This is a genomic window from Mucilaginibacter sp. (assembly GCF_041088075.1).
GTDB lineage: Bacteria > Bacteroidota > Bacteroidia > Sphingobacteriales > Sphingobacteriaceae > Mucilaginibacter_A.
In genome coordinates, this window is sequence record NZ_JBGCVY010000028.1 from 24,600 (window position 1) to 44,826 (window position 20,227).

Sequence of the window (20,227 nt, forward strand, 5' to 3'; positions counted from 1 at the left end):
CAGGATTTAAAAAGTGTCTAATAATTCACATTCCGAAAATTCAATTATCCTGTTTCCTGCATTGGTAATTATTTCAATTTTACTTTTTGTCAATCCAAATATATCTTCGTCATCATCCATTGTTGCTGGAACAACTAAATCTATTATTTCTAAAATTGTACGAGGGCCAACAAAAGGTATTTCCTCTAACTTGTATTTGGTAATATTCCTAAATCTTAGAATCCTTTTTTCAAAGATGTTATTATCCCAGTTTACAGGATAATTAAGTAAAAAATCAAAAGTTTGGTTAGTAGAATTTTCTTTTACTTCTATTATTTGTGAATCATGAAAAGAGTGATCTTTAAATTTATTTATTTTCATTTTGTTCCTCCAATACTTCTTTTACCACCTAAAAATCAATATCATAACAAACTTATACAACTATAATTCAAAATATCTCTATAACATTTTGCAAATTACCTTCTGCAACACGTATGAATATTCCTGGCACAAGTCTTTTTAACGTTTCTCTTGTGTTGTTTTTAGCTCTTAAAACAATAATAGTTAACGGAAGCCTTTGTAAATTCTGCTGATAAGGCAAGTTTCGATCAACAGTTATAAATAGTTCAAAACGGTTGTCTGTCATCAGTTTCAATAATTTACCGTTCTTTTTTCCTAACCAACCCATATCTCGTACAGTCAAAACTTCATGTTCTTCACCAAAATCATATTTCAACTTTCGGGGCAAACTTTCGTCAAGCAAAATTTTCATGAAGCAATTTTTCTGTTGTGATTGATCGTTTTGCCATTTCCAAAACTGCCAATGCGGCTTCTTTTGTTACTGATGGAAAATCATCCAAAAATTCGGCAAGGTCTTCACCATTTTCTAGATAATCAAAAAGATTTTGAATAGGAACTCTTGTTCCGGCAAAAACCGGTGCGCCACTCATCACTTCTGGGTCAATACTTACTTGTCCGTACAACATCGCTTTTCATTTTGTTAGTTCTAAGTTAGCAAAAATTCGGCCTAATGCTGTTTCGATAAATCCTACCAAACCTTTAAAACCCGAAACTCTTTCACATTCAACGTAAAACTTTCGCTGACTTGTCATAAAACAGGTATTTATATTAAAAGTTTAAGGCTAAGCAGTAAGCAACTTGTACCTTTTGTACATTATTTGAATATACCACAACGATGGTACAAAACAAAAGCTGAAGCCAATTAACAAGGTGATGATATTATGATATTTCGTATAATACCAACTTGTATATTTTATAAGTACCCACATTAAAGTAGTACAAAGCCCGGCAACGGAAATGGCAGATGCAAAAAAGACACCAGCAAAATAATGTACCCGTTTTGTATCAGGAAATTTATAAAAAGCTTTATACCAATTTTCTTTTTTGCCAAAATACCATGTGGTAAAAAATTCACTAAAATTTAAGCCATTTTCCTTTGGTAATGATAGAGGTTTATCAAATAAAAACTTATAAAAACTAAAGATGATGTAAACAACTAATAACGTAATAACAAGTAACAAACCAGTCCATCCAACATGCAAGTATTTTACCAAAGGATTAATTTCCCTATCTAAGTTTGGCATAAATAAATAGGTTTCATACACATCATAAATACGGGTAATTATGATCCATAAACTTACTGTTATAAAAATTAGTACTTTATATTTCATAGTTTATTTTTAATTTTCCTCTAATGCTTCTTTTACCACCTAAAAATCAAAATCCTACCAAACCTTTAAAACCCGAAATTCCTTGCCGTTCAATTTAAAACTCTCGCCAGCCTTTTTGCCTTTTAATTGCAAGCCCATCGGCGAAGCTGTGGAAATAGCGTAATAACGTTTTGTGCCGATCAGCAAAGCACCGGCGCTAACGGCCAAATAAAAATCGCCCTGGCTGGTTTCTACCAAACTTCCGGCTTGTGCCGAGTTGTGTGTTGCATCAAAACTGATTTGCTGTAACTGCGCCTGCATTTTCCGTGCTTCCAATAATTGCCGCGAGTTGAGGTCAATTTCCTGCTGCATCATGGCGCGGCCGGTTTCGTATTTATCGCCCGCACTGCTTTTGGTATCGTTTTCAGATGCTTTCCGGGCTTCAGCAATAGCGGTTTCGGCATCGGTGATCCGTTGTTGGATTTGTTCGGCACAAAGCTGGTGGAGTTGTTGTTTGATGTTCAAAAGCTAAAAATTATTGGGTTTGTAAAGATGGGCAAATCTCCCTGATTAAAACATTTAACCGTTCTGTAAGTTAAATTTATGCCGATAAAAGAAGCATCACCATGAAAACAACAGCATTTTATAACGTAGAGCCAGACCCGGAAACAACGCCGGAACAAGCGCCCGCCGAAAGCCCAAAACCGGAAATCCCGCAGGAAGACCCAGTACCTTTTCGTTCGCCGGATTTTCCCGCCCCGGATCGTTTTCCCGCAGAAAACCCAGGCTATCCTTCCAGCCCGGAATTTCCCGGTACGCCAATGCCTTCGGAAATACAACGTTTCTGATTTTTCTGATTAAAAATTTTAAGTTATTAAAATTAAATTCAAACCAAAAACTTATTTAAGCATAATATTTTGTGCTCTAAACCATACTTCTTTTACCGACTAAAAATTGACATTGGCTGGTTTCTAATTTGTTAGGACGGCACAAGCACCAATTTTATAGGGGTAAAAGAAGCATCGGCCCAAAAACCAAGGCCGGAAAAAAGTTTAAACAATTTCTTAGTAAAATATATAACTTGGTTTGAGTTTGAACGAAGGGCATCAGGTTAATATCCGATATTTAGGGTGCTAACTATAAAACCAATGGATATAAACCAGGCTGGAATAATTCATCAATGCTATTTTAAGGAGCATACGCCTCCTTTTACCATATTGTTGATCGCCATCCCCGGTGGAATATTCTAGTCAATACTGCCGGAATCTCCACAGTAATAAATTAGTCCAGTTCGAACCACTCACCCGGCTCCAAAATCTTCGCTTCAATGCCTAAACCGCTCAACTTATTGCTCAAGCGTTCGGTGGCATGCGGCGTTTCTATATAGATTGGCGGCTTGTGGAGTGAGTGATAATGGATTGGCACCACCGATTTTGTCTGTAGGATATGCGCCGCAACTGCCGCTTCCTCGGGTGCCATTACCGCTTCCAGCGGGCTTGGCGGCTGTAGGAAAGAAAACTCGACCACGGGGCCGTTGACAGGCAGGAATGCTACATCAAAAGGGCCAAACTTATTGACGATTCGCCACCAAAAACCATGGAACATCGTGTCGCCTGCGTGAATGATCCGACGTCCACCGCATTCAACTACCCAACTGATCTGCCGGTCTCCAAATCCGTCCACTGCCGGTACCGAAAACACGCGGAACGGGCCTACGCTGCGCTCTTCCCACTCTCCAACAATTTCAGTTGCAAGATCATACTTGGCAAATTGTGTTTCTGCGTGGCTGGTCAACTCTAGGTCTGCTTGAACCCCGGTTGCGGCCACTGGGCGAAATACCGGAGCGCCTTTACGTAATGCCTGAGCTATCGCGCCCGGATCGGCATGATCTGCATGGAGATGAGTTAAAAGTGCCCCTGCTGCTGCGCCTGGCTGTGATGACTGCGGGAAAGGTTCATTTGGCCCCCGCAAGGGGACAAGCGGCGAAGTATCTTGGATATAATCAATCAGCAACGTTTGGTTATCATACTCTATTTCAACGCCTGCCCAACCTAAACGGCGCAATCTTAGCAATGTCTTTTTCATATTTGTTGTTTAATTAATTTTGAACTTGTTTAAACTTATTCTTTTGTGCTTTACACCATGCTTCTTTTATCGCCTAAAAATTGGTGGGCAATTTGTTTTGATTTGTTTAGGCCGATGGAACCACCAATTTTTATAGGGTAAAAGAAGCATCAACCCAAAAAAAGTAGGGGTCAGAAAAAAAGTTTAAACAACTTCTTTGTACAATACAAGTTGTTGTTGGATGGCTTTACTGCCAAAGTATGTAATGAGCAGCGCCAGGATAGCTGTTGCTGCCATTATCCCGGCTAAAGGTATTGCGGTGCTGTTTTTGAACAAGCTGACAATAACAGCCGTTATGCCTGCTATTCCCCATTGGATCAATCCAAACAGAGAGGCAGCATAGCTTGTGTTCTTTTCAAACGGCTCCATGGATAATGCAGCAGCATTGGGATTGATTATACCCACACAACCAAGAAATATAAAAAGTATTACCGCTGTCCCGACGATTCCAAACCATTTTTGGTTTAATCCATTAAACAGTATGATACTCATCAATACCATAACCGAAATGGCGCCGAAAACGATTTGCGCCGGACTGTAGTATTTCGAGAAAAACCTGTTCAGTTGGCTCAAGCACACAAAACCCAAGGTTATTATGGCGAATACACATCCATACGTCCGGTTTGATATGCCATAGCCTACCATAAAGATAGTTGGTGAAGCAGCGATATAAGCAAACATCCCAGAAGAGGCAATGCCGCCACCAACGGAATAGGTAAGAAACTGAGGTTTTTTAAGCACCTGCCCATACCCGGACAGAATAGATTTTATATTGAGCGGATGAGCGGCCTTTGGCTGTTGCGGTTCCGGGAGCAAAGCATATGATGCTATCAAAATAATTAGCGCTAACACAAATAGCGTAATAAAAATGGCCTGCCACCCAAACGCTGAGGAGATAAATCCGCCTATAGTAGGCGCAACCAGAGGCGACGCACCCAATACTAGCAGTAGCAGTGAAAATACTTTAACATTGTTTGCTACCGGGAACAAGTCGCGAACCATGGTCATGGAAACGACTCCCGCAGCACAGCTACCGATAGCCTGCACAAAACGTAATGCGATCAGGGCTTCAATAGATGGTGCATAATAGCAGCCTGCAGTAGCCGCAAGGTATAAAAACAGCCCAGCGTAAAGCGGCTTCTTGCGGCCAAACCTGTCGAGTAATGGCCCGTACAACACTTGCCCTAAAGCTATGCCTAAGAAAAAACTGGAGAGGCTTAAAGTTACTTTGCCTGTACTGACGCCAAAGCTTTTGGCAATTGCCGGAAACCCGGGCAGGTACATATCTATAGAAAAAGGAGCCAGCGCCGTTAAAGCACCCAGTACCAGGATTAACGTGTAATAACGGTTTTTGGTCATGTGAAATAAATTTTTCTTTATGCAATTAATTGACCGGCTCCTCATTTTCGACAGGTCATGCCAACCATTTTGCGTTCGATCAATAAGCTGCTGTAAAACGCTGGCGGCTGAATTTAGGCTGTTCTATTTCATCAACAATGGCCACAGCAAGATCTTCAACTGAAATTACGCTTCTGCCAGCTTCATCAAACACCGGGTTTTCCGTACCAGTGCGGTAAGTACCCTTGCGAACGCCGGATGTACCTGGGTGCATTTCAACAGCAGGGCTCAGGAACACCCAATCTAACCCGGATTCTTTTTTTAGCTCATTCAAATAGTCGCGCGCGGCTGTTGCACCGGCTTTATATTCTGCCGGAAACGCTGGTGCATCTACCAACTGTTTGCCATCAATAAATAAGCTTCCCGCACCGCCAACAACCAGCAGGCGTTTAACACCAGATTTCTTCACGCCCTCCTGTATTGCTTTCGAACCGTTCAAAAAATCCAAGTAAAGGTTTGGGTTCGCCCAGCCGGCATTGAATGTACTGATTACAGCTTCCTGACCCTTTAACGCATCGGCAAGCACCGAAACATCGGTTGCATCGCCATTAACGATGGTTAAGCCATGCTGAGGCTTCAAACTTTCAGGATTACGGACAATAGCTGTTACCTGATGGCCTTTGTGCAGTAACTCATTTAATACTGCCTTTCCTACGAAGCCTGTTGCTCCAATTAATGCTACTTTCATCTTTTTATTTATTTAGTGATTATTAAATGTACTGTAATTTAAATTGTTACAGTATGGGTTAAAAAAAATTATTTAAACTCTTTACAAAAATCAGCCAGCGTTGTCATGCTCAGTTTATTCACCAATGCATGATCGGCCTGTTTGTATAATTCAATCAGGTGGTTATTGATTTGCCTGCCAACCTTGCAATCGGGATTAGGTTTGTTCAACTTGCCCAGCAAAGCGGCATCATTTATTGCCCGATAAACATCTGAAAGCAAAATCCGGTCGGCAGGCTTTGCAAGTGCAGCACCACCGCCTTTACCTTCCCTTGTTTCTACAAATCCGTGGGTGCGAAGCACACTCAACGATTTGCGTACCATAGCCGGATTTATGTTGATGCTGCCGGCAATATAAGGAGAAGATAAATACTCTCCGGTAATGGCCAGTAAGGTTAAAATATGGATAGCAGTAGCAAATTCTATGTTGTTCAAACTGTATTAATTTTTATTACAGTACAAAAGTAGGTAATTATTTTGAAACAGCAAACTTTAATTTTTACGATTAGCCTGTTTAAATTTTGTTCATTTATTTTTCGATGCTTCTTTTATCGCCTAAAAATTGGCGGGCAATTGGTTTTTGATTTTTTTAGGTTGATTCACGTACCAATTTTTAGTCGGTAAAAGAAGCATGATGTAAAGTACAAAAGAATAAGTTTAAACAGGTCCATGGTTTAAGTGGAGATGTTTAAAATCAAGAATTTGGCCAGATGGAGGATTACTAAAACTTGGTGTAAGTATTTGAGCGTGTTTAAATTTCTATCTTAAAAATTATAGTACTTCTTTTATGCCTATAAATTCTTTATTTGGTACAAAAAAGCACAAACAAATAACAATTTTTATGTGGTAAAAGAAGCATATAAAATAAGTTGAACAAAGAAGTTGTTTAAACTTTTTATAAGAAGAAAGGATAGAAACCAATCAAATGAAACCAATTCATCCCCCTAACCCCCTTCAAAGGGGGAAGCCTGTCGCCTACCTTTCTAAAGTTTAGAAATTTTGAGAAAGAAAGATGTGCGCCCTGGCCCTTTTCCCCCTTTGAAGGGGGCAAGGGGGATGACCTTAATTTTTACCCGATAAAAGAAGCATCCAAAAATAAATTTAAACAACTTCAAAGTTTAAACAGGCTCTAAATTTAGAAATTTAAAACTTGACCACTTTTTTTATGCCGATAAAAGAAGCATTACCAGCCCGGCGCAAAAGTTAAGCCCAATACGGGTTTCTGCACGTCCGTCCGTTGAAAAGGAATGGCCAGGTAAGGTTCCAAAACAAAGGCGCCAAACAGGTTTATCCGCAAAGAAATACCGGTGGAGAAAGCCGGAACACGGTTATAACCGCTTGGATAAACCAATTGGCCAAAGCGGCTGTAAACCGGGTTTCCGCTGGCATCTGTTAAATATTGGTTGGCATCCGGTTCTTTTTTGAAAGCGATTTTATCGCCGGCATTCCAAGCCAAACCGGCATCAAAGAAAAAATTTAGTTCGGTAAAGAGGAATTTGGATTTGATCTGCGACAGTTTTTCCGGCCCGGTAAAAGGCAAACGGACTTCAAAATTGGCCACGGCTGTACGGCTTCCCTGCAACTGGTCAATCGTGAAATTGCCTTTGTTGCGTGCATTGTTGTTGTAAAAACTGTTGGCTTCGTAACCCCTGATCAAATATGGATAGCCAATAAACAGCGGGAAAAGTGCCTGGCTGTTATCGCCAATACGGCCGTAGCCATAAATGCGGCCGGCAAAAGTTACGGGTTTGGTGCGCACATATTTCCGCAGATCTATTGTTGGCGCCAAAAATTTATAGCTGCCCACGTTGCCTTCAATCCCAATCCGGTAACGGTAACCTTCCAAAGGCGAGGCAACCCCGAAATAAGAATTATCGCCAACCAAAGCCGTATTTAACTGGAAAAGCGAAAAAGGCATCAAATCGTAACCGGTTTCGCTAAAGTACTGCGCACGCGAAATTTTCTCGTGTTCAGAATACAAACCGTTGGTGATCTGAAGATTGTTATTGGTGGTTACATAGTTGTAATACGTGCTGTAGCGATCCACCCGGTAATAATACTGGGAAGCACCTGTACCAAACTCAATACGGGTAACTTTAGAAAAAGGGTAAGAAGTAAAAACCTGCAACGCATCTTGGAAAGTGCGCGTGATATCGTAACGAGACTCGTAAACGCTAACAGGTTTGTTATTTTGGCTGATGTTGGTGATGCCTTCCTGATAAGTGGCATATTGAAAAGGGATATGCGAAGCACTAACGCCAAAATTCCAACGGCCTTGCTGGTTGATGTAGGCCAGTTGCGCACCAAAATCATAAATCTGGCCATTTACCGCAGCACCTGCATAAATTTGGTTTCGGCCAATGATATCGCTAAACAAACCCTGGATTCCGCTGGCCAAACCGGCACCATAACGGCTCACGCCTGCACCAACGCCGCTGCTGGCCAAATAATCCAGTTTAAATTGTGGTTTAAAAGGGATATTATGGATCGAATCTGTCGGGATTTTTTGATAGGCCAGAAAATTGTTCAAGTTGGTATTGATTAAATCAACGCCAACCGATTTTGGCGGCGGCAACAAGGCAGCATCAAAATTAATAGCTTGGTTTTCTACGGCAACAGGTTTAAAATCAGTAACTTTTGCATTGTAAATGGTGTACTTCTGGGCGCGGTAGTACGAGTAAACCACATCGTTGTTGGCCGATAAACTCAAAGCAGGGGAGAACTCGGTGATGCCGGAAATACCGGTAAACAAATTCGTCATTTGCTCGGTAGTTGCACTGCTTAAATTGTAGCGGTACATATTGCGGAAACCATCGCGGTTGCTTAAAAAGTAGATGGACTTGTCGTCCGCAGAAAAAGCCGGGTTTAAATTGTTGGCTCCGTTAAAAATGGTAATATCTGTGGTTGTTTTTGTAGCGAGGTCATAAACCGCCAAATTAAACGGAATGGTTTGCGCTAAAGATTGGTCGTAAGTGGTGCGGTCGCTGGTAAAAACAATCTTTTTGCCATCGTGGGAAAAGCTGGGCTGGTAATCGGTGTATTTATCGTTGGTGATCTGTGTTACTGTTTTTGTGGAAATATTGTACAGGTACAAATCGCTTTGCCCTTCGGCCAAAGCATTAAAAACAATGTCATTGCCGTTTGGCGACCAGCTTAAATTACTAAACTGCTTGGCTTTTTTCATGGAAGATTCTTCCATCACACGGCCGCTGTTTGCATCAACAATCACTAATTTATTCCGGCCTTCGTTAAAAACGCTGAAAGCAAAACGTTTGCTATCGGGCGACCAGGTTCCGGCCGATTCGATGAAGTTAAATTCATCAATGTGCGTGTTCGAGACCTTGCTCGTTAGCTTTCGTAAAATCCTTCCGGTTTTCGCATCGGCCAAATAAAGATCAATACTGAACAGGTTTTTTTCGGAAAGGAAAGCGATGTATTTTCCATCGGGACTGATCGCCGGCGCCACATTCATTTTCCCGCTGTTTTTATCGTCAATCACTTTCATCCCAACCGGAACTTGCAGCGTGTCTTTTAAATACGGTTTGTAGGTGGCTTCAATGGAGTTTTTCCATAAGCTGGAAAGCGTTTTTTCATCGTAACCAAATGTTCTGCGGATGCCATATTCCAAACCAAAATGCGCCGTGTTTTTGAAAAAAGGCACAATCACCGAATCGCCGTAAGTTGACCCAACGAACGACCAAAAAGCCTCGCCATAACGGTACGGAAAGTATTTGCTGCTGGTGGTTAAATCTTTCAAAGTTGGGATGTCTTTGTTGAGGTAGGCATCGCGCATCCACATGGCCGTATAAGCATCTTTTTTGCCCAGCGAAAGATATTCCGCCATCCCTTCGATCATCCACAACGGCAAATTATTGATACTGCTTACATCGCCTTGCGCCCGGTTGTTGTCGAGCAGCGTATGGTATTGAAATGCGTGAACCAGTTCGTGGCCGATCACGTGGCGCGTGGTCTGGCTGGTTTCCATGAGCGGCATCACCACACGGTTTTTTAAGCCTTCAGTTACGCCGCCTGTGCCTACGCCAATTTCGCCTTGTATCGCAGTAGTTTGTTCAAAATCAGGATGATCGGCATATAAAATAATCGGGTTGGCTTTTCGGAAAGTATCCTGAAAAACCTGTTGATGGATGGTGTACCAAAGTTCGCTTTCCTGGGCAAAACGTTTGATCACGCTGTCGTTTTTCAGGTAATAATAAATTTCAAAATGCGGGGTTTTATAAACCTTAAATTTGAGGTTTTTGTAGCGGACTTTATTTTGCCCGAAGTATTGGGCATCCGAATTTTTAGGCAGTAAAAACAGTATGCCGAAAATGCAGCACAGTGTACAAAACAACTTTTTAAATGGGTAGCGGGTAAGTTTTGGTTTTTCCATATTGACCAACCTGGATAAAATTAAATGCTTCTTTTATGGGTATATTTTTTGCCTCGGTTAGGATAACGCAGATTTAGACCAATTATTAAACCTCAAGTTCAATTTGTAGAAAAATATTATGGATTGATGGCCGGCTCGGTAACCGAAGTGGTATCTGCAATTGGCGCGGCAATACTGTCTGTGCGTGTGGTGTCCACCTTAATCCTCGGCGTTGGGCAGTTGTATTCTTTGCTGATCTTGCTCCAGGGTTTCGGGAACGGGCCACGGGTATAACCGGATTTCGGGTCGTCGTAAACCTTTTCCATAAATTCGCCAAAAATAGGCAGAGCCGTGCGCGAGCCTTCGCCAGTTTGCGAAGTTTTAAAATGGACGCTGCGTTCATCGGCACCCACCCAAATCCCGGTAACCAAATCTTTGGTGATGCCCATGTACCAGCCATCGGCGTAGCCGGAAGACGTGCCCGTTTTGCCGCCGATCTGGTTGTTGCCGCCTTTCCACAAATCCGGGTATTCCCACAAAGCCTGAGACGTTCCGCCTGGTTCTTCCATCCCGCCGCGGAACATGTACAACATCAGCCAAGCGGTTTCTTCGCTTAAAACAGAAGTCGTTTTCGGTTTAAATTCTGCTACAACATTGCCTTTATTATCGGTTATTTTTGAAACGAGGATCGGGTCAATGCGGTTTCCTTTGTTCAAAAAAGTACTGTAAGCACGTACCATTTCATAAACAGAAACATCGTTGGAACCCAAAGAAACGGAAGGAACGGACTCTAAATGGCTTTCGATGCCGCATTTGTGCGCATATTCTACCACTTTGTCCCAACCTACTTTTTCGGTAACCTGTGCTGTAATGGAATTAACGGATTTTCCCATTGCCCAGCGCAAGCTCATTTCCTGGTATGAAAAACTAAAAGTGGCATTTTTAGGTTCCCAAACATCCGGTTTTCCTTCGTTATTGATGTATTTGATGGAAACCGGTTTATCGGTAAACTTATCGCAAGGCGTCATTCCGTTATCCAGCGCAGCGCAATAAGCAAAAGGTTTAAAAGTAGAACCAGCCTGGCGTTTGGCTTGGTTTACGTGGTCGTATTTAAAGTATTGGTGGTTGATGCCGCCCACCCAAACCTTGATTTTTCCGGTGGATGGTTCGATCGTCATCATGCCGGTGTTCAACAATCGCGCATAATATTTGATGGAATCGTAAGTCGAAAAAGTAGTGTCCTGATCGCCTTTCCAAGTAAAAACCTGCATCCGTTTTTTACGGTTAAAATAAGCATCCACCGAATCCTGGTTGTTTTTGTACTTTTTTTCGAGCAGATTATAGATTGGCAAACGCTGCACGGCACGTTGCGGAAAATCCAGGATTTCTTTGCCATCCAACGTTCGCCACGGGTTTTCTTTCCCCCAAACACCTTGAAAACGTTTTTGTAAAGCTTTCATTTTATCGGCAACGGCTTCTTCGGCGTAGCCTTGCAATCGGGAATCAATCGTGGTATAAATTTTTAAACCATCAGCATACAAATCGTAATCGTTGTCATCGCACCATTTTTCCAGCCATTTGTCCACGGCAGTACGGATGTACGAATCGCCCTGCGCTTCGTTCTCCACATAACTCAAATCCAGCGTAATTGGGCTGGTGCTGTAATTGGTATAATCCGCTTTGGTGATGTAGCCGTATTTCTCCATCTGCGACAAAACCACATTCCGCCGTTCCTTAGATTTTTCCGGGTTTTTGATGGGATTGTAGGTAGAAGTCGCTTTCAACATACCAATCAAAGTAGCGGCTTCGGCAGGATTAACCTGGTCGGGGTTCTTATTAAAATATTTAAGCGATGCTGTTTTTATGCCGAAAGAATTGTTGCCGAACGGAACGGTGTTGAAATACAAAGTGAGGATTTGGTTTTTGCTGTAGCTGCGCTCGATCTTAAACGCCGTGAGCCATTCTTTAAATTTGTAAGCAATGGTGCGCAAAACCGGAACATGCGAAATCGGCCCCTGGTATTTCTTTTTCCGCGTTTGGAACAAATTCTTGGCCAACTGCTGCGTAATCGTACTTGCGCCGCGCCGGTCGCCGGTTGCCGTAGAAACCATGCTGCTGAACAATCCATAAAAATCCACGCCGTGGTGCTGGTAAAAACGCGTATCCTCGGTAGCAACCAAAGCATGGATAAGGTTGGGCGAAATCTTGTTAAAATCCACCGGCGAACGGTTTTCCTTGTAATACCGCCCGATCAGTTTTCCATCGGCCGTATAAACATCAGAAGCGATAGACAAAGTTGGGTTTTTAATATCCCCCGTGTTTGGCGAATGGCCGAACAGCCACAAAAAGTTCAGCTCGACGGCACAAAACAGGATGATGATAAAATATACCAGGTAAACGAAGTATCGTAAAACCGGATTTTTTAAGCTTAAAAACATAAATAAACGAAGTGTTTCGAGGTGTACAAACGTAAGCAATTAAGCCATATTACCAGCTTGTGCAAAATTCTGTAGCGATATTTATACTGATTACTTTAGCTTTTGTTCGGTTGCCGAGGTTTTTGCCGGTAAACCAGCCTTCACATCTGCTGCAACTTTGGTAAAAGTCCCGCTTACCACTTTGCTCAGGATACTGTTTTTAGCGGCCACAATTTTGATGGTTGTGGTGTTGCTGATATTGATCGGGCCAACATATTCCTTGGATTGCAAAGTCGGTGTACTGCCATCCAAAGTATAATAAATTTTCACGCTGTCTCGTGCCGAAGCTGCCGAAACGGTAATCGGTTTGGAAAAAGTTTTGGAAGGCGCAACGAGATAAGGGTTCACCGTAATCAAATGGTCGGTGATGGCCGAAACTGGTTTTTCCAAATCCGCCATGTACAGTTTGTTGGGCAACCTGCCGATAAAAACATCCCAGTTGCCGCCGTTGGCCAAACTTTCATACGGTAAAAACAGCTTGTTGTAAGGCTTTCCGTTGAGTTGCATCCCCTGCAAATAAAAACTGTTGGTTGCGTTTCCGGAAGAATTGATGATAAACTTTTTCCCGTTTTCGAGGTTGATCGTTGCTTTATCAAAAACTGGCATCCCAATCTGAAAGTTGTTTTGGCCGGGCGCGATGTTGTACAAACCCAAAGCGTTCATTACGTACCAGGCACTCATCTGTCCGCAATCTTCGTTGCCGGCCAAGCCATCCGGTGCAGCTTTGTACAACGTGTTCATAATTTTGTTGAGGTAATATTGCGTTTTGTAAGGGTCGTCGGTAAAATTGTACAAGTAAGCGATGTGGTGGCTCGGCTCGTTTCCGTGAACGTATTGGCCAATTGTCCCGGTAATGTCTGGCAAGCTTCTGCCCGTCATTTCCGGACTGGCAGAGAACAAAGCATCCAGTTTGTTTTCCAAATTTTCTTTTCCGCCCAGCATCGTGGTTAAACCGTTCACATCCTGCGGCATAAAAAACGAAAACTGCCAGGCATTGCCTTCGGTGAAGTTATTGTCCACATCCGAAGGTTTAAAAGGCGAAAGCCAACCGCCGTTGCTACGCGTTTGCACAAATCCGGTTTGATTGTTGTAAACATTCTTCCAGTTTTGGGCGCGCTGGATATATTCGGCATAATCCTGGTCTTGCTTTAACATTTTAGCCATCTGGGCGATGCACCAGTCGTCGTAAGCATATTCCAAAGTTTTGGAAACCGATTCGTTTTCATCTTCCGCCAAAACCAAACCGTTTTTCCGGTACGAATCCAAGCCAAACTGGTTTCGGTTGACGGCATCTTTCATCATTTTAAAAGCTTTTTCGGCATCAAAACCGCGCAAACCTTTTGCGTAAGCATCCACGATAACCGGGATGGAATGGTTACCGATCATACAAAAAGTTTCATTAGAAGCAAGCGGCCAAACGGGCAGCAATCCACTTTGCTCGTTCATCGCCATAAAACTTTTGATAAAATCCAGCGTGCGTTTTTTATCAATTAAAAGAAGTAATGGATGCTCGGCGCGGTACGTGTCCCACAAAGAAAAAACGGTGTAATAGTTAAAGCCTTCTGCTTTGTGGATCTGCTGGTCTAAACCTCGGTACTGCCCGTCAACATCGTTGTAAATATTAGGCACCAGCATGCAATGGTACAATGCCGTGTAAAAAATCGTTTGTTTGATGCGGGCGTAATCTGATGTCCGGGTCCTTGGTTGCGGCCTTCCTGCAAAACCGCCAAAACCCATGTTGTTTTGCTGAACCGGAGCCATCACCGGCGCGCCGCCTTCTACCTGAATTTTGGCAAGCTCCTTTTGCCAGGTATCTTTTGCCGCACGCATTACTTTTTTAAAGTCGAAATCGGGCACTTCGGCATCCAAATTTTTTAAAGCGCCATCGGCACTGACGGAAGAAATACCAACTTTGGCAATCACTTCGCCGGGGTTATCAAATTGCACAAACATTTTGATGTTCTTGCCTTGCAGCTTTTTTTCGCCTTCTTTGATCTGGTCGTTTTGGGCGATACCATAAGTTTTAAAAGGCTTGGAAAACTTGGCGTAAAAGTAAACCGACTGGTCTTTTGCCCAAGAAGACGAGCGGCGAAAACCACGTATTTCGTGATCATTGACCACTTCAATCCAGGAATCCAAAACCGAATCGCGGTGCTGCAAATCAATGATGATATTTGCTTCTTTTGTGGATGGAAAACTGTAACGGTGCACGCCAACGCGTGTGGTTGCGGTCAGCTCTACTGTAATGTTGTATTTATCTAAGGTGGTGGTGTAATAACCGGGAGCAGCATCTTCGTTTTTTTTCTGAAAAGCGGAGCGGTAATCTTTGTTGTTTAACTGTGGTTTTCCGGTAGTTGGCATAAACAGCACATCGCAATAATCGGCAACTCCGGTTCCGCTCAAATGAGTATGCGAGAAGCCGTAAACCAGCGAATCCGTATAGTAATAACCGGAACTGCCGTCCCAGCCTTCCAGCCGTGTATCCGGACTTAACTGCACCATTCCGAAAGGCACAACCGCGCCGGGATACGTGTGGCCATGGCCGCCGGTGCCGATAAAAGGGTCAACCAATCGGGTATAATCCACTTTTCTTTGTGCCGATGCTTCGTTTAGCAGCATAAAAATGAGCGGTAAAAAGAGCAGTTTATGTTTGATGGAATTCATTGATGTTATGGTGTGAACAGGAAGAAGAACGCGTGTGAAAAATTAAAATTTTGTAAATAGATTTTTGGTTGTGCAAATAACGGTAATTATCCAATTTTCGTTTCTGCCATTAGAAAATCCGGTTTAAAAGGTTTTGGCTAAAGCCAACTTCACAGCTTTGTTTCCCCGGCTTAAAGGCCGGGGCAATGAAAAAAAACCAGGCAATTGCAAAAAAACATCTGGTGAAAATATAAGGGTTTCATTGCCCCGACCTTCAGGCCGGGGATAATAAAAAACAGGTATGAGGCTTTAGCCAAAAAACGAAAATCAAAAAAAATGCAATGCTTCTTTTACCGGCATAAAATCAGTGTCCGCTTATTCTTTTATTTTTTGGGAAAATGCACCGTTAGCTTTTCTGCTTCTTTCAAAAAATAATTACAATGCTTCTTTTATCGGTATAAAATCAATGGCCGCTTATTCTTTTTATTTTTTGGGAAATTCCATTGTCAGCTTTTACGTTTTTTTTAAAAATTACAATGCTTCTTTTATCGGGTAAAAATCAGTGTCTGTTTATTCTTTTATTTCTTTAAAAAATGCATCATCAGCCCTGATGCTTCTTTTATCCCTAAAAAATTGGCGTATATCGGCCTCGTTCAAATCTTTATAAATTTTGGTGGAATGGATGATCTTTTTTCCCCGTTTGTACAATTCCTCCGGTGAAGTTGGCAAACTTCTCCAGGAAACGCCGAAGGGTAAATTGCCGCTTTCCAGATCGCCCAACTCAAAACCGATGGCTTTGGTCAATAAGCCAAAAATATGGTCTTCTTCCAAATAAATCTTTTGAATGCCGTAATCCGGCAGCATATTGGCTTCGTGCAGCTTTTGCAAAAAAAGTTCGCTCACCATGTAAGCACCGCCAAAAACATTTTCGCCCATGGCATAACCGTTCAACAAAGCTTTAATCACCAATCTGCGCAACGCCAGGTTTGCTTTTGGTTTGGATAAGAAACGCCAGGTCAGCGCGTAAGTGGTGATTTGGTGCATCGGCCAGTAATTTTCGACCGCGTTCCCGGCAAAATCCCGCGGTTCTTTTCCACGTTTTACAAACCCGGCAATACCGATTTTAGAATTTTTATCAAACATTTCAATCGCTTCTGCCTGCGGGTTGTATCCCGTAATCAACGCATCGGTGTCCATCCGCAGTAAAACTTTAAACTGGTAATTGTCCAGCGCATAAGCAAAAGCATGGCTTAAAGTAATGTACAAACCGCCCAATAAACCGAACCGCTGCTGGTTAATAATCACGTCAATATCCGGATAATTTTGCTTCAACTGAGCGCCAAAATCTTTCTTTGAATCATCAATCAAAATGATTTTATAAGGGCACAAACAGTAATGGATAATGCTGTCCAAAGTATCTGCAATAAAAGGGATTTTGCAGTTTGGCCCAACCGGAATCACTACCAGCAAATCGTATTGTTGCTTCATATCATGTTTCTGTTTTATGTTGAAAATAACAGGTTGTGTAAAGGTAAAATTCAAACACAAAAAACCCCGGCTGGATTGCTTTTCCTGCCAGGTTTATATGTTCAATTCGAGAAAAAGGTTACTTGGTTAATTCAAATCCCCAGTCTTTTCCTTTATCCACCGCCGGAACGCCGCTGGCCATCCAAACCGGCATCGGCGCGCCTTTTAAATAATGGTCAAAAAACTGTTGCTCGCGGATGGAAATGTCTTTCCGGTTTTGGCGCAGCACCAAATTATGCGCTTCGTTATTGTATTGCAGCAACCAAACCGGTTTATTTAGGCGACGCAAAGCCGTAAACATTTCGATGCCTTGATACCAGGGAACGGCACCATCCGCATCGTTCGACATAATCACCACCGGCGTTTTCACTTTCGGCAACTGGAACAAAGGCGAGTTTTTGATGTACAAATCGGTATTGTCCCACAAATTGGAACCGATGCGGCTTTGCCCTTTTTCGTACTGGCCTTCACGCGTGATGCCGCTTTCCCAACGAATGCCGCCGTAAGCCGAAGTCATGTTGGCAACCGGCGCGCCCGCCCAGGCAGCGGCATACATATTGGTTTGCGTGATGAGGAAAGCAACCTGGTAACCGCCCCAGCTTTGTCCCTGGATGCCGATGTGTGCACCATCAACCCAAGAGTTTTTCTTTAAATTCTCGACACCCGAATTGATGAATTCGACTGCAGAAGCGCCGGGCTGGCCTCTTTCATAACTGATATCCGGCGTAAAAACCAGATAACCATTGCTAACAAAAAACGAAATTGGCAGGCGCGAAGGTGTTGGCGCAGGCGGAACGTAGCTGTACAAACCTTCGGAAAGTTTTTCATAAAAATAAACCAGCATCGGATACTTCTTTTGCGGGTCGAAATTCTCCGGCTTGTACAAAATCCCTTTGGACGGATAACCTTTTGGCGTTGTCCAGCTCACCAATTCGGCCGTTCCCCAGTTGTATTGGCTTTGCTGCGGATTGATGGCGCTTAGTTTTACTTCTTTTTTCAAATCCGTGGAAACATATAAATCCGGAGAATGCTGGTAATTTGCTTTGGTGTAAATGTATGCATCGCTGTTTTTGGCTTTTTGCAAAGCACCGAAACTGTAAGGAACCATCAATATTTTCTCAGGCGTTTTGTTACTGGCAAAGGTTTTTTTATAAATTCCCCATTGTTTGTTTTCTTCGTTCTGCACTAAAAACAGCAGCGGTTTTTTGGTTGGGATTGCTTTTTCCTCTTCATTTCCTGCCGCGTTCATCCTTCGGTTTGGTGTTGGATAACGGAAAATGAGCTTGTTTTTTCGGCCAAAACCGTTGGTTAAATTGCTGGCCTGCCCATTTGCCGGGTCAATTTTCCAAATATCGTAACGGTCGTAAACCAGCAAATCTTTATCGCCTTCCGTCCAGCCGGAAATGCCATAGGGCGAAGGATCGTCTGGCACATCGTTGTCTTCTTCGCCCATTTTTGTTCCGGTAGCAGCCGTTAAGTTTGTTTTTTTGCCGGTAAAAACAGCATAGCTAAACCAGTTTTGGTTGGCCGAATCAAACCAGATGACATAATTCCCGACAGGCGAAATCTGGTAACGCGCTTTTAAACGCGTGTTGATCTTTTTATATTCGCCGGTTTTAGTATCAATCAGATACGCTTCCTGCAAGTTTCCCGCCCAAACGGCTTGCGCACGCGCACCTGTATCGGTAACGCCCAAAGCAAAACGGGCATCGGTGTTTTCGGGAAGCATCACATCCTGAACACCGGGATTTGCCAATTGAACCAACTTGTGTTCTGCTTCCGAAGGTGTAATTACCGCCAAATAATTGCGGCGCAGTTCGCGCTGTAAATTGTGTAATTGCTGCGGTTGCAGGTAATCGTCTTTGTAGTTCCAAATGTCCAGCTTGGCATGTTCAAACTCCACCAAAGTAGTATCCGCAGGTTTTGGGATAGGCGCAGTGCCGAAAAATAAACGGCTTCCGTTTTTGCTGAAATAAACCCGGCCATCGCCGCTCACCATCCATTTTGCCGGCATTCCTGCCGATCCTGGCGCTGCAATTACTTCGGCACTGTCTTTTGAAGTGTTGTAGTAATACAATTTAAAAGGTTTCACCTGCGCCTTTTCCGGGTTTTTCTCGGCCGCAAAAGCCAGTTGTTTTCCGGTTTCATCAAAAACCAAATTGCGGTAATTGCCCCGGCCGCTGCTTACTGTTTTTAGCACATCTTTTTCAACATCGTACCAAAACAAACCTGATTTTGCGTCTTTATTTTTCCGCGGAACCGTTGTGGCAAACACTAAATACTTTCCGTTTTTATCCAACTGATAATCGGTTACATATTTAAAGGTGCGCTGTTTGCCGTTCAGCAATTGTTTCAGGGTGAGGTCGGCACCTTCGCGGGTTGGCGGCGCAACGGTTTGGGCAACTGCTTTTTTGGTGGTATCCGAAACGGCCGGTTTTTTTAAGGTATCGCTTGGCGCGAGGTAAGCCAGTACTGAAGCTTTTTCGTCCATTTTGAAAGAACGGACGGCCGGGATTTTGGTGATTTGGTTTGATCCAAGCGACATAATCCCCAACGTATCTTTCGGAAAGTCTTCCTGCTTTTTCTTTTTGATGCGCGCCAAACGGGTAGCTGCATAAAACGGACGGATCAAAAAAGCGGCATATTTGGAATCAGCCGTAATGCGTGCCGTATCTGCCCGCGGAACCTGGGTTTTGTTGCTGTTTTTAGCAGTAGAAATTACAAGCGTGGCATCGCCTTGCTGCGGTTTTATCACAAATAAAACCCATTTGCCGTCATCGCTGATACGTTCGTTGCTGATGCTTTGCCAGCCATCGTAAACTGAATGGTCTAAAGGTTTTTTGGCGGTTGTTTGTGCCGATGCCGCACCAAACAAAAAACACAGCAGAGGCAGGAGTAATCTTTGCATAAATAAACTTTTGTTAAAGCTTAAATATGCTGTTTTTATCGAATAAAAATTGGTGTGGGAATAAAAAAGTTACAAAGCAATTAAGCAGTCTTACAAAAATTATAAAGAAATAAACTCTTCGTCAGTCATTTTAAAATCGTCATGAAAAATGATGGTTACTTTGCCTTGTAATATGCCCAACTTTCGCTTTGCCTTGCTCGAAGTCTTTTTTTTGATGCTTTCTATCTGTTTCCGCACTTTCAAATAATTAGCGTAGCGTTTATTCATCGAAGTTGTTTAAACTTTTATTTTTTTGTTAATTCTTCTGAGGAAAAATACGCAGAATGCCATCCAGTGCATCGCCATCCAGTTCCTGGATAGGACTTCATATCTGATAACCAATCCCTTAAAGCCGTCCATCCAAGCG

16 protein-coding genes are annotated in these 20,227 nt (G+C 42.8%); 1 reads left to right on the plus strand and 15 read right to left on the minus strand.

Features of this window, described 5'->3' with window-relative positions; translation table 11 throughout:
• Positions 1-6: 6 nt before the first annotated feature.
• From V5804_RS06515 to V5804_RS06535, 5 genes are all read right to left on the minus strand, one after another.
• On the minus strand, positions 7-360 hold the full coding sequence (locus V5804_RS06515; protein WP_369590570.1) for a hypothetical protein: 354 nt from the start codon (positions 358-360) through the stop codon (positions 7-9).
• Between the two features lie 67 nt (positions 361-427).
• On the minus strand, positions 428-751 hold the full coding sequence (locus V5804_RS06520) for a DUF5615 family PIN-like protein (RefSeq protein WP_369590571.1): 324 nt from the start codon (positions 749-751) through the stop codon (positions 428-430).
• A complete protein-coding gene (locus V5804_RS06525; protein WP_369590572.1) occupies positions 735-965 on the minus strand; it encodes a DUF433 domain-containing protein in 231 nt (76 codons plus the stop codon). The genes V5804_RS06520 and V5804_RS06525 overlap by 17 nt, the downstream gene beginning before the upstream one ends.
• 156 nt (positions 966-1,121) lie before the next feature.
• A complete protein-coding gene (locus tag V5804_RS06530; RefSeq protein WP_369590573.1) occupies positions 1,122-1,670 on the minus strand; it encodes a hypothetical protein in 549 nt (182 codons plus the stop codon).
• A gap of 54 nt (positions 1,671-1,724) precedes the next feature.
• Positions 1,725-2,174 carry a 3-oxoacyl-ACP synthase gene (locus tag V5804_RS06535; protein WP_369590574.1) on the minus strand — a complete coding sequence of 150 codons (450 nt, stop codon included), beginning with the start codon at positions 2,172-2,174 and terminating at the stop codon, positions 1,725-1,727.
• A 101-nt stretch (positions 2,175-2,275) separates the two neighbouring features.
• Here V5804_RS06535 and V5804_RS06540 point away from each other — a divergent pair, with 101 nt between their 5' ends.
• The gene (locus V5804_RS06540) at positions 2,276-2,497 is read left to right on the plus strand and encodes a hypothetical protein (protein ID WP_369590575.1); all 222 of its coding nucleotides are present in this window, start codon (positions 2,276-2,278) and stop codon (positions 2,495-2,497) included.
• 433 nt (positions 2,498-2,930) lie between these two features.
• Here V5804_RS06540 and V5804_RS06545 read toward each other — a convergent pair whose 3' ends face one another.
• The 10 genes from V5804_RS06545 to V5804_RS06590 form a co-directional block, all read right to left on the minus strand.
• A complete protein-coding gene (locus V5804_RS06545) occupies positions 2,931-3,734 on the minus strand; it encodes an MBL fold metallo-hydrolase (protein ID WP_369590576.1) in 804 nt (267 codons plus the stop codon).
• A 183-nt stretch (positions 3,735-3,917) separates the two neighbouring features.
• Positions 3,918-5,132 (minus strand): multidrug effflux MFS transporter, encoded by a 1,215-nt coding sequence (locus V5804_RS06550; RefSeq protein ID WP_369590577.1) that lies wholly within the window; start codon positions 5,130-5,132, stop codon positions 3,918-3,920.
• Positions 5,133-5,211: 79 nt separating this feature from the next.
• Positions 5,212-5,859: an NAD(P)-dependent oxidoreductase gene (locus V5804_RS06555; protein ID WP_369590578.1), complete on the minus strand. Its 648-nt coding sequence runs from the start codon at positions 5,857-5,859 to the stop codon at positions 5,212-5,214.
• Positions 5,860-5,927: 68 nt separating this feature from the next.
• Positions 5,928-6,332: an Rrf2 family transcriptional regulator gene (locus V5804_RS06560; protein WP_369590579.1), complete on the minus strand. Its 405-nt coding sequence runs from the start codon at positions 6,330-6,332 to the stop codon at positions 5,928-5,930.
• A 748-nt stretch (positions 6,333-7,080) separates the two neighbouring features.
• Positions 7,081-10,287, minus strand: coding sequence for a tolB protein precursor (locus V5804_RS06565; protein ID WP_369590580.1), 3,207 nt, complete (start codon positions 10,285-10,287; stop codon positions 7,081-7,083).
• Positions 10,288-10,403: 116 nt separating this feature from the next.
• Positions 10,404-12,704: a penicillin-binding protein 1A gene (locus V5804_RS06570; RefSeq protein WP_369590581.1), complete on the minus strand. Its 2,301-nt coding sequence runs from the start codon at positions 12,702-12,704 to the stop codon at positions 10,404-10,406.
• A gap of 90 nt (positions 12,705-12,794) precedes the next feature.
• On the minus strand, positions 12,795-15,407 hold the full coding sequence (locus V5804_RS06575; RefSeq protein ID WP_369590582.1) for a GH92 family glycosyl hydrolase: 2,613 nt from the start codon (positions 15,405-15,407) through the stop codon (positions 12,795-12,797).
• A 549-nt stretch (positions 15,408-15,956) separates the two neighbouring features.
• On the minus strand, positions 15,957-16,874 hold the full coding sequence (locus tag V5804_RS06580) for a glycosyltransferase (RefSeq protein WP_369590583.1): 918 nt from the start codon (positions 16,872-16,874) through the stop codon (positions 15,957-15,959).
• A 118-nt stretch (positions 16,875-16,992) separates the two neighbouring features.
• Positions 16,993-19,821: a prolyl oligopeptidase family serine peptidase gene (locus V5804_RS06585; protein WP_369590584.1), complete on the minus strand. Its 2,829-nt coding sequence runs from the start codon at positions 19,819-19,821 to the stop codon at positions 16,993-16,995.
• A gap of 99 nt (positions 19,822-19,920) precedes the next feature.
• Positions 19,921-20,088 carry a hypothetical protein gene (locus V5804_RS06590; protein WP_369590585.1) on the minus strand — a complete coding sequence of 56 codons (168 nt, stop codon included), beginning with the start codon at positions 20,086-20,088 and terminating at the stop codon, positions 19,921-19,923.
• Positions 20,089-20,227 lie beyond the last annotated feature (139 nt).

What these genes read in the sequence shown, in the direction of transcription:
- V5804_RS06570 (WP_369590581.1), bottom strand. Translation starts at nt 12,704, where the DNA reads ATGTTTTTAAGCTTAAAAAATCCGGTTTTACGATACTTCGTTTACCTG.
- V5804_RS06530 (WP_369590573.1), bottom strand. Translation starts at nt 1,670, where the DNA reads ATGAAATATAAAGTACTAATTTTTATAACAGTAAGTTTATGGATCATA.
- V5804_RS06565 (WP_369590580.1), bottom strand. Translation starts at nt 10,287, where the DNA reads ATGGAAAAACCAAAACTTACCCGCTACCCATTTAAAAAGTTGTTTTGT.
- V5804_RS06540 (WP_369590575.1), top strand. Translation starts at nt 2,276, where the DNA reads ATGAAAACAACAGCATTTTATAACGTAGAGCCAGACCCGGAAACAACG.
- V5804_RS06580 (WP_369590583.1), bottom strand. Translation starts at nt 16,874, where the DNA reads ATGAAGCAACAATACGATTTGCTGGTAGTGATTCCGGTTGGGCCAAAC.
- V5804_RS06545 (WP_369590576.1), bottom strand. Translation starts at nt 3,734, where the DNA reads ATGAAAAAGACATTGCTAAGATTGCGCCGTTTAGGTTGGGCAGGCGTT.
- V5804_RS06520 (WP_369590571.1), bottom strand. Translation starts at nt 751, where the DNA reads ATGAAAATTTTGCTTGACGAAAGTTTGCCCCGAAAGTTGAAATATGAT.
- V5804_RS06575 (WP_369590582.1), bottom strand. Translation starts at nt 15,407, where the DNA reads ATGAATTCCATCAAACATAAACTGCTCTTTTTACCGCTCATTTTTATG.
- V5804_RS06555 (WP_369590578.1), bottom strand. Translation starts at nt 5,859, where the DNA reads ATGAAAGTAGCATTAATTGGAGCAACAGGCTTCGTAGGAAAGGCAGTA.
- V5804_RS06585 (WP_369590584.1), bottom strand. Translation starts at nt 19,821, where the DNA reads ATGCAAAGATTACTCCTGCCTCTGCTGTGTTTTTTGTTTGGTGCGGCA.
- V5804_RS06550 (WP_369590577.1), bottom strand. Translation starts at nt 5,132, where the DNA reads ATGACCAAAAACCGTTATTACACGTTAATCCTGGTACTGGGTGCTTTA.
- V5804_RS06515 (WP_369590570.1), bottom strand. Translation starts at nt 360, where the DNA reads ATGAAAATAAATAAATTTAAAGATCACTCTTTTCATGATTCACAAATA.
- V5804_RS06525 (WP_369590572.1), bottom strand. Translation starts at nt 965, where the DNA reads ATGTTGTACGGACAAGTAAGTATTGACCCAGAAGTGATGAGTGGCGCA.
- V5804_RS06590 (WP_369590585.1), bottom strand. Translation starts at nt 20,088, where the DNA reads ATGAATAAACGCTACGCTAATTATTTGAAAGTGCGGAAACAGATAGAA.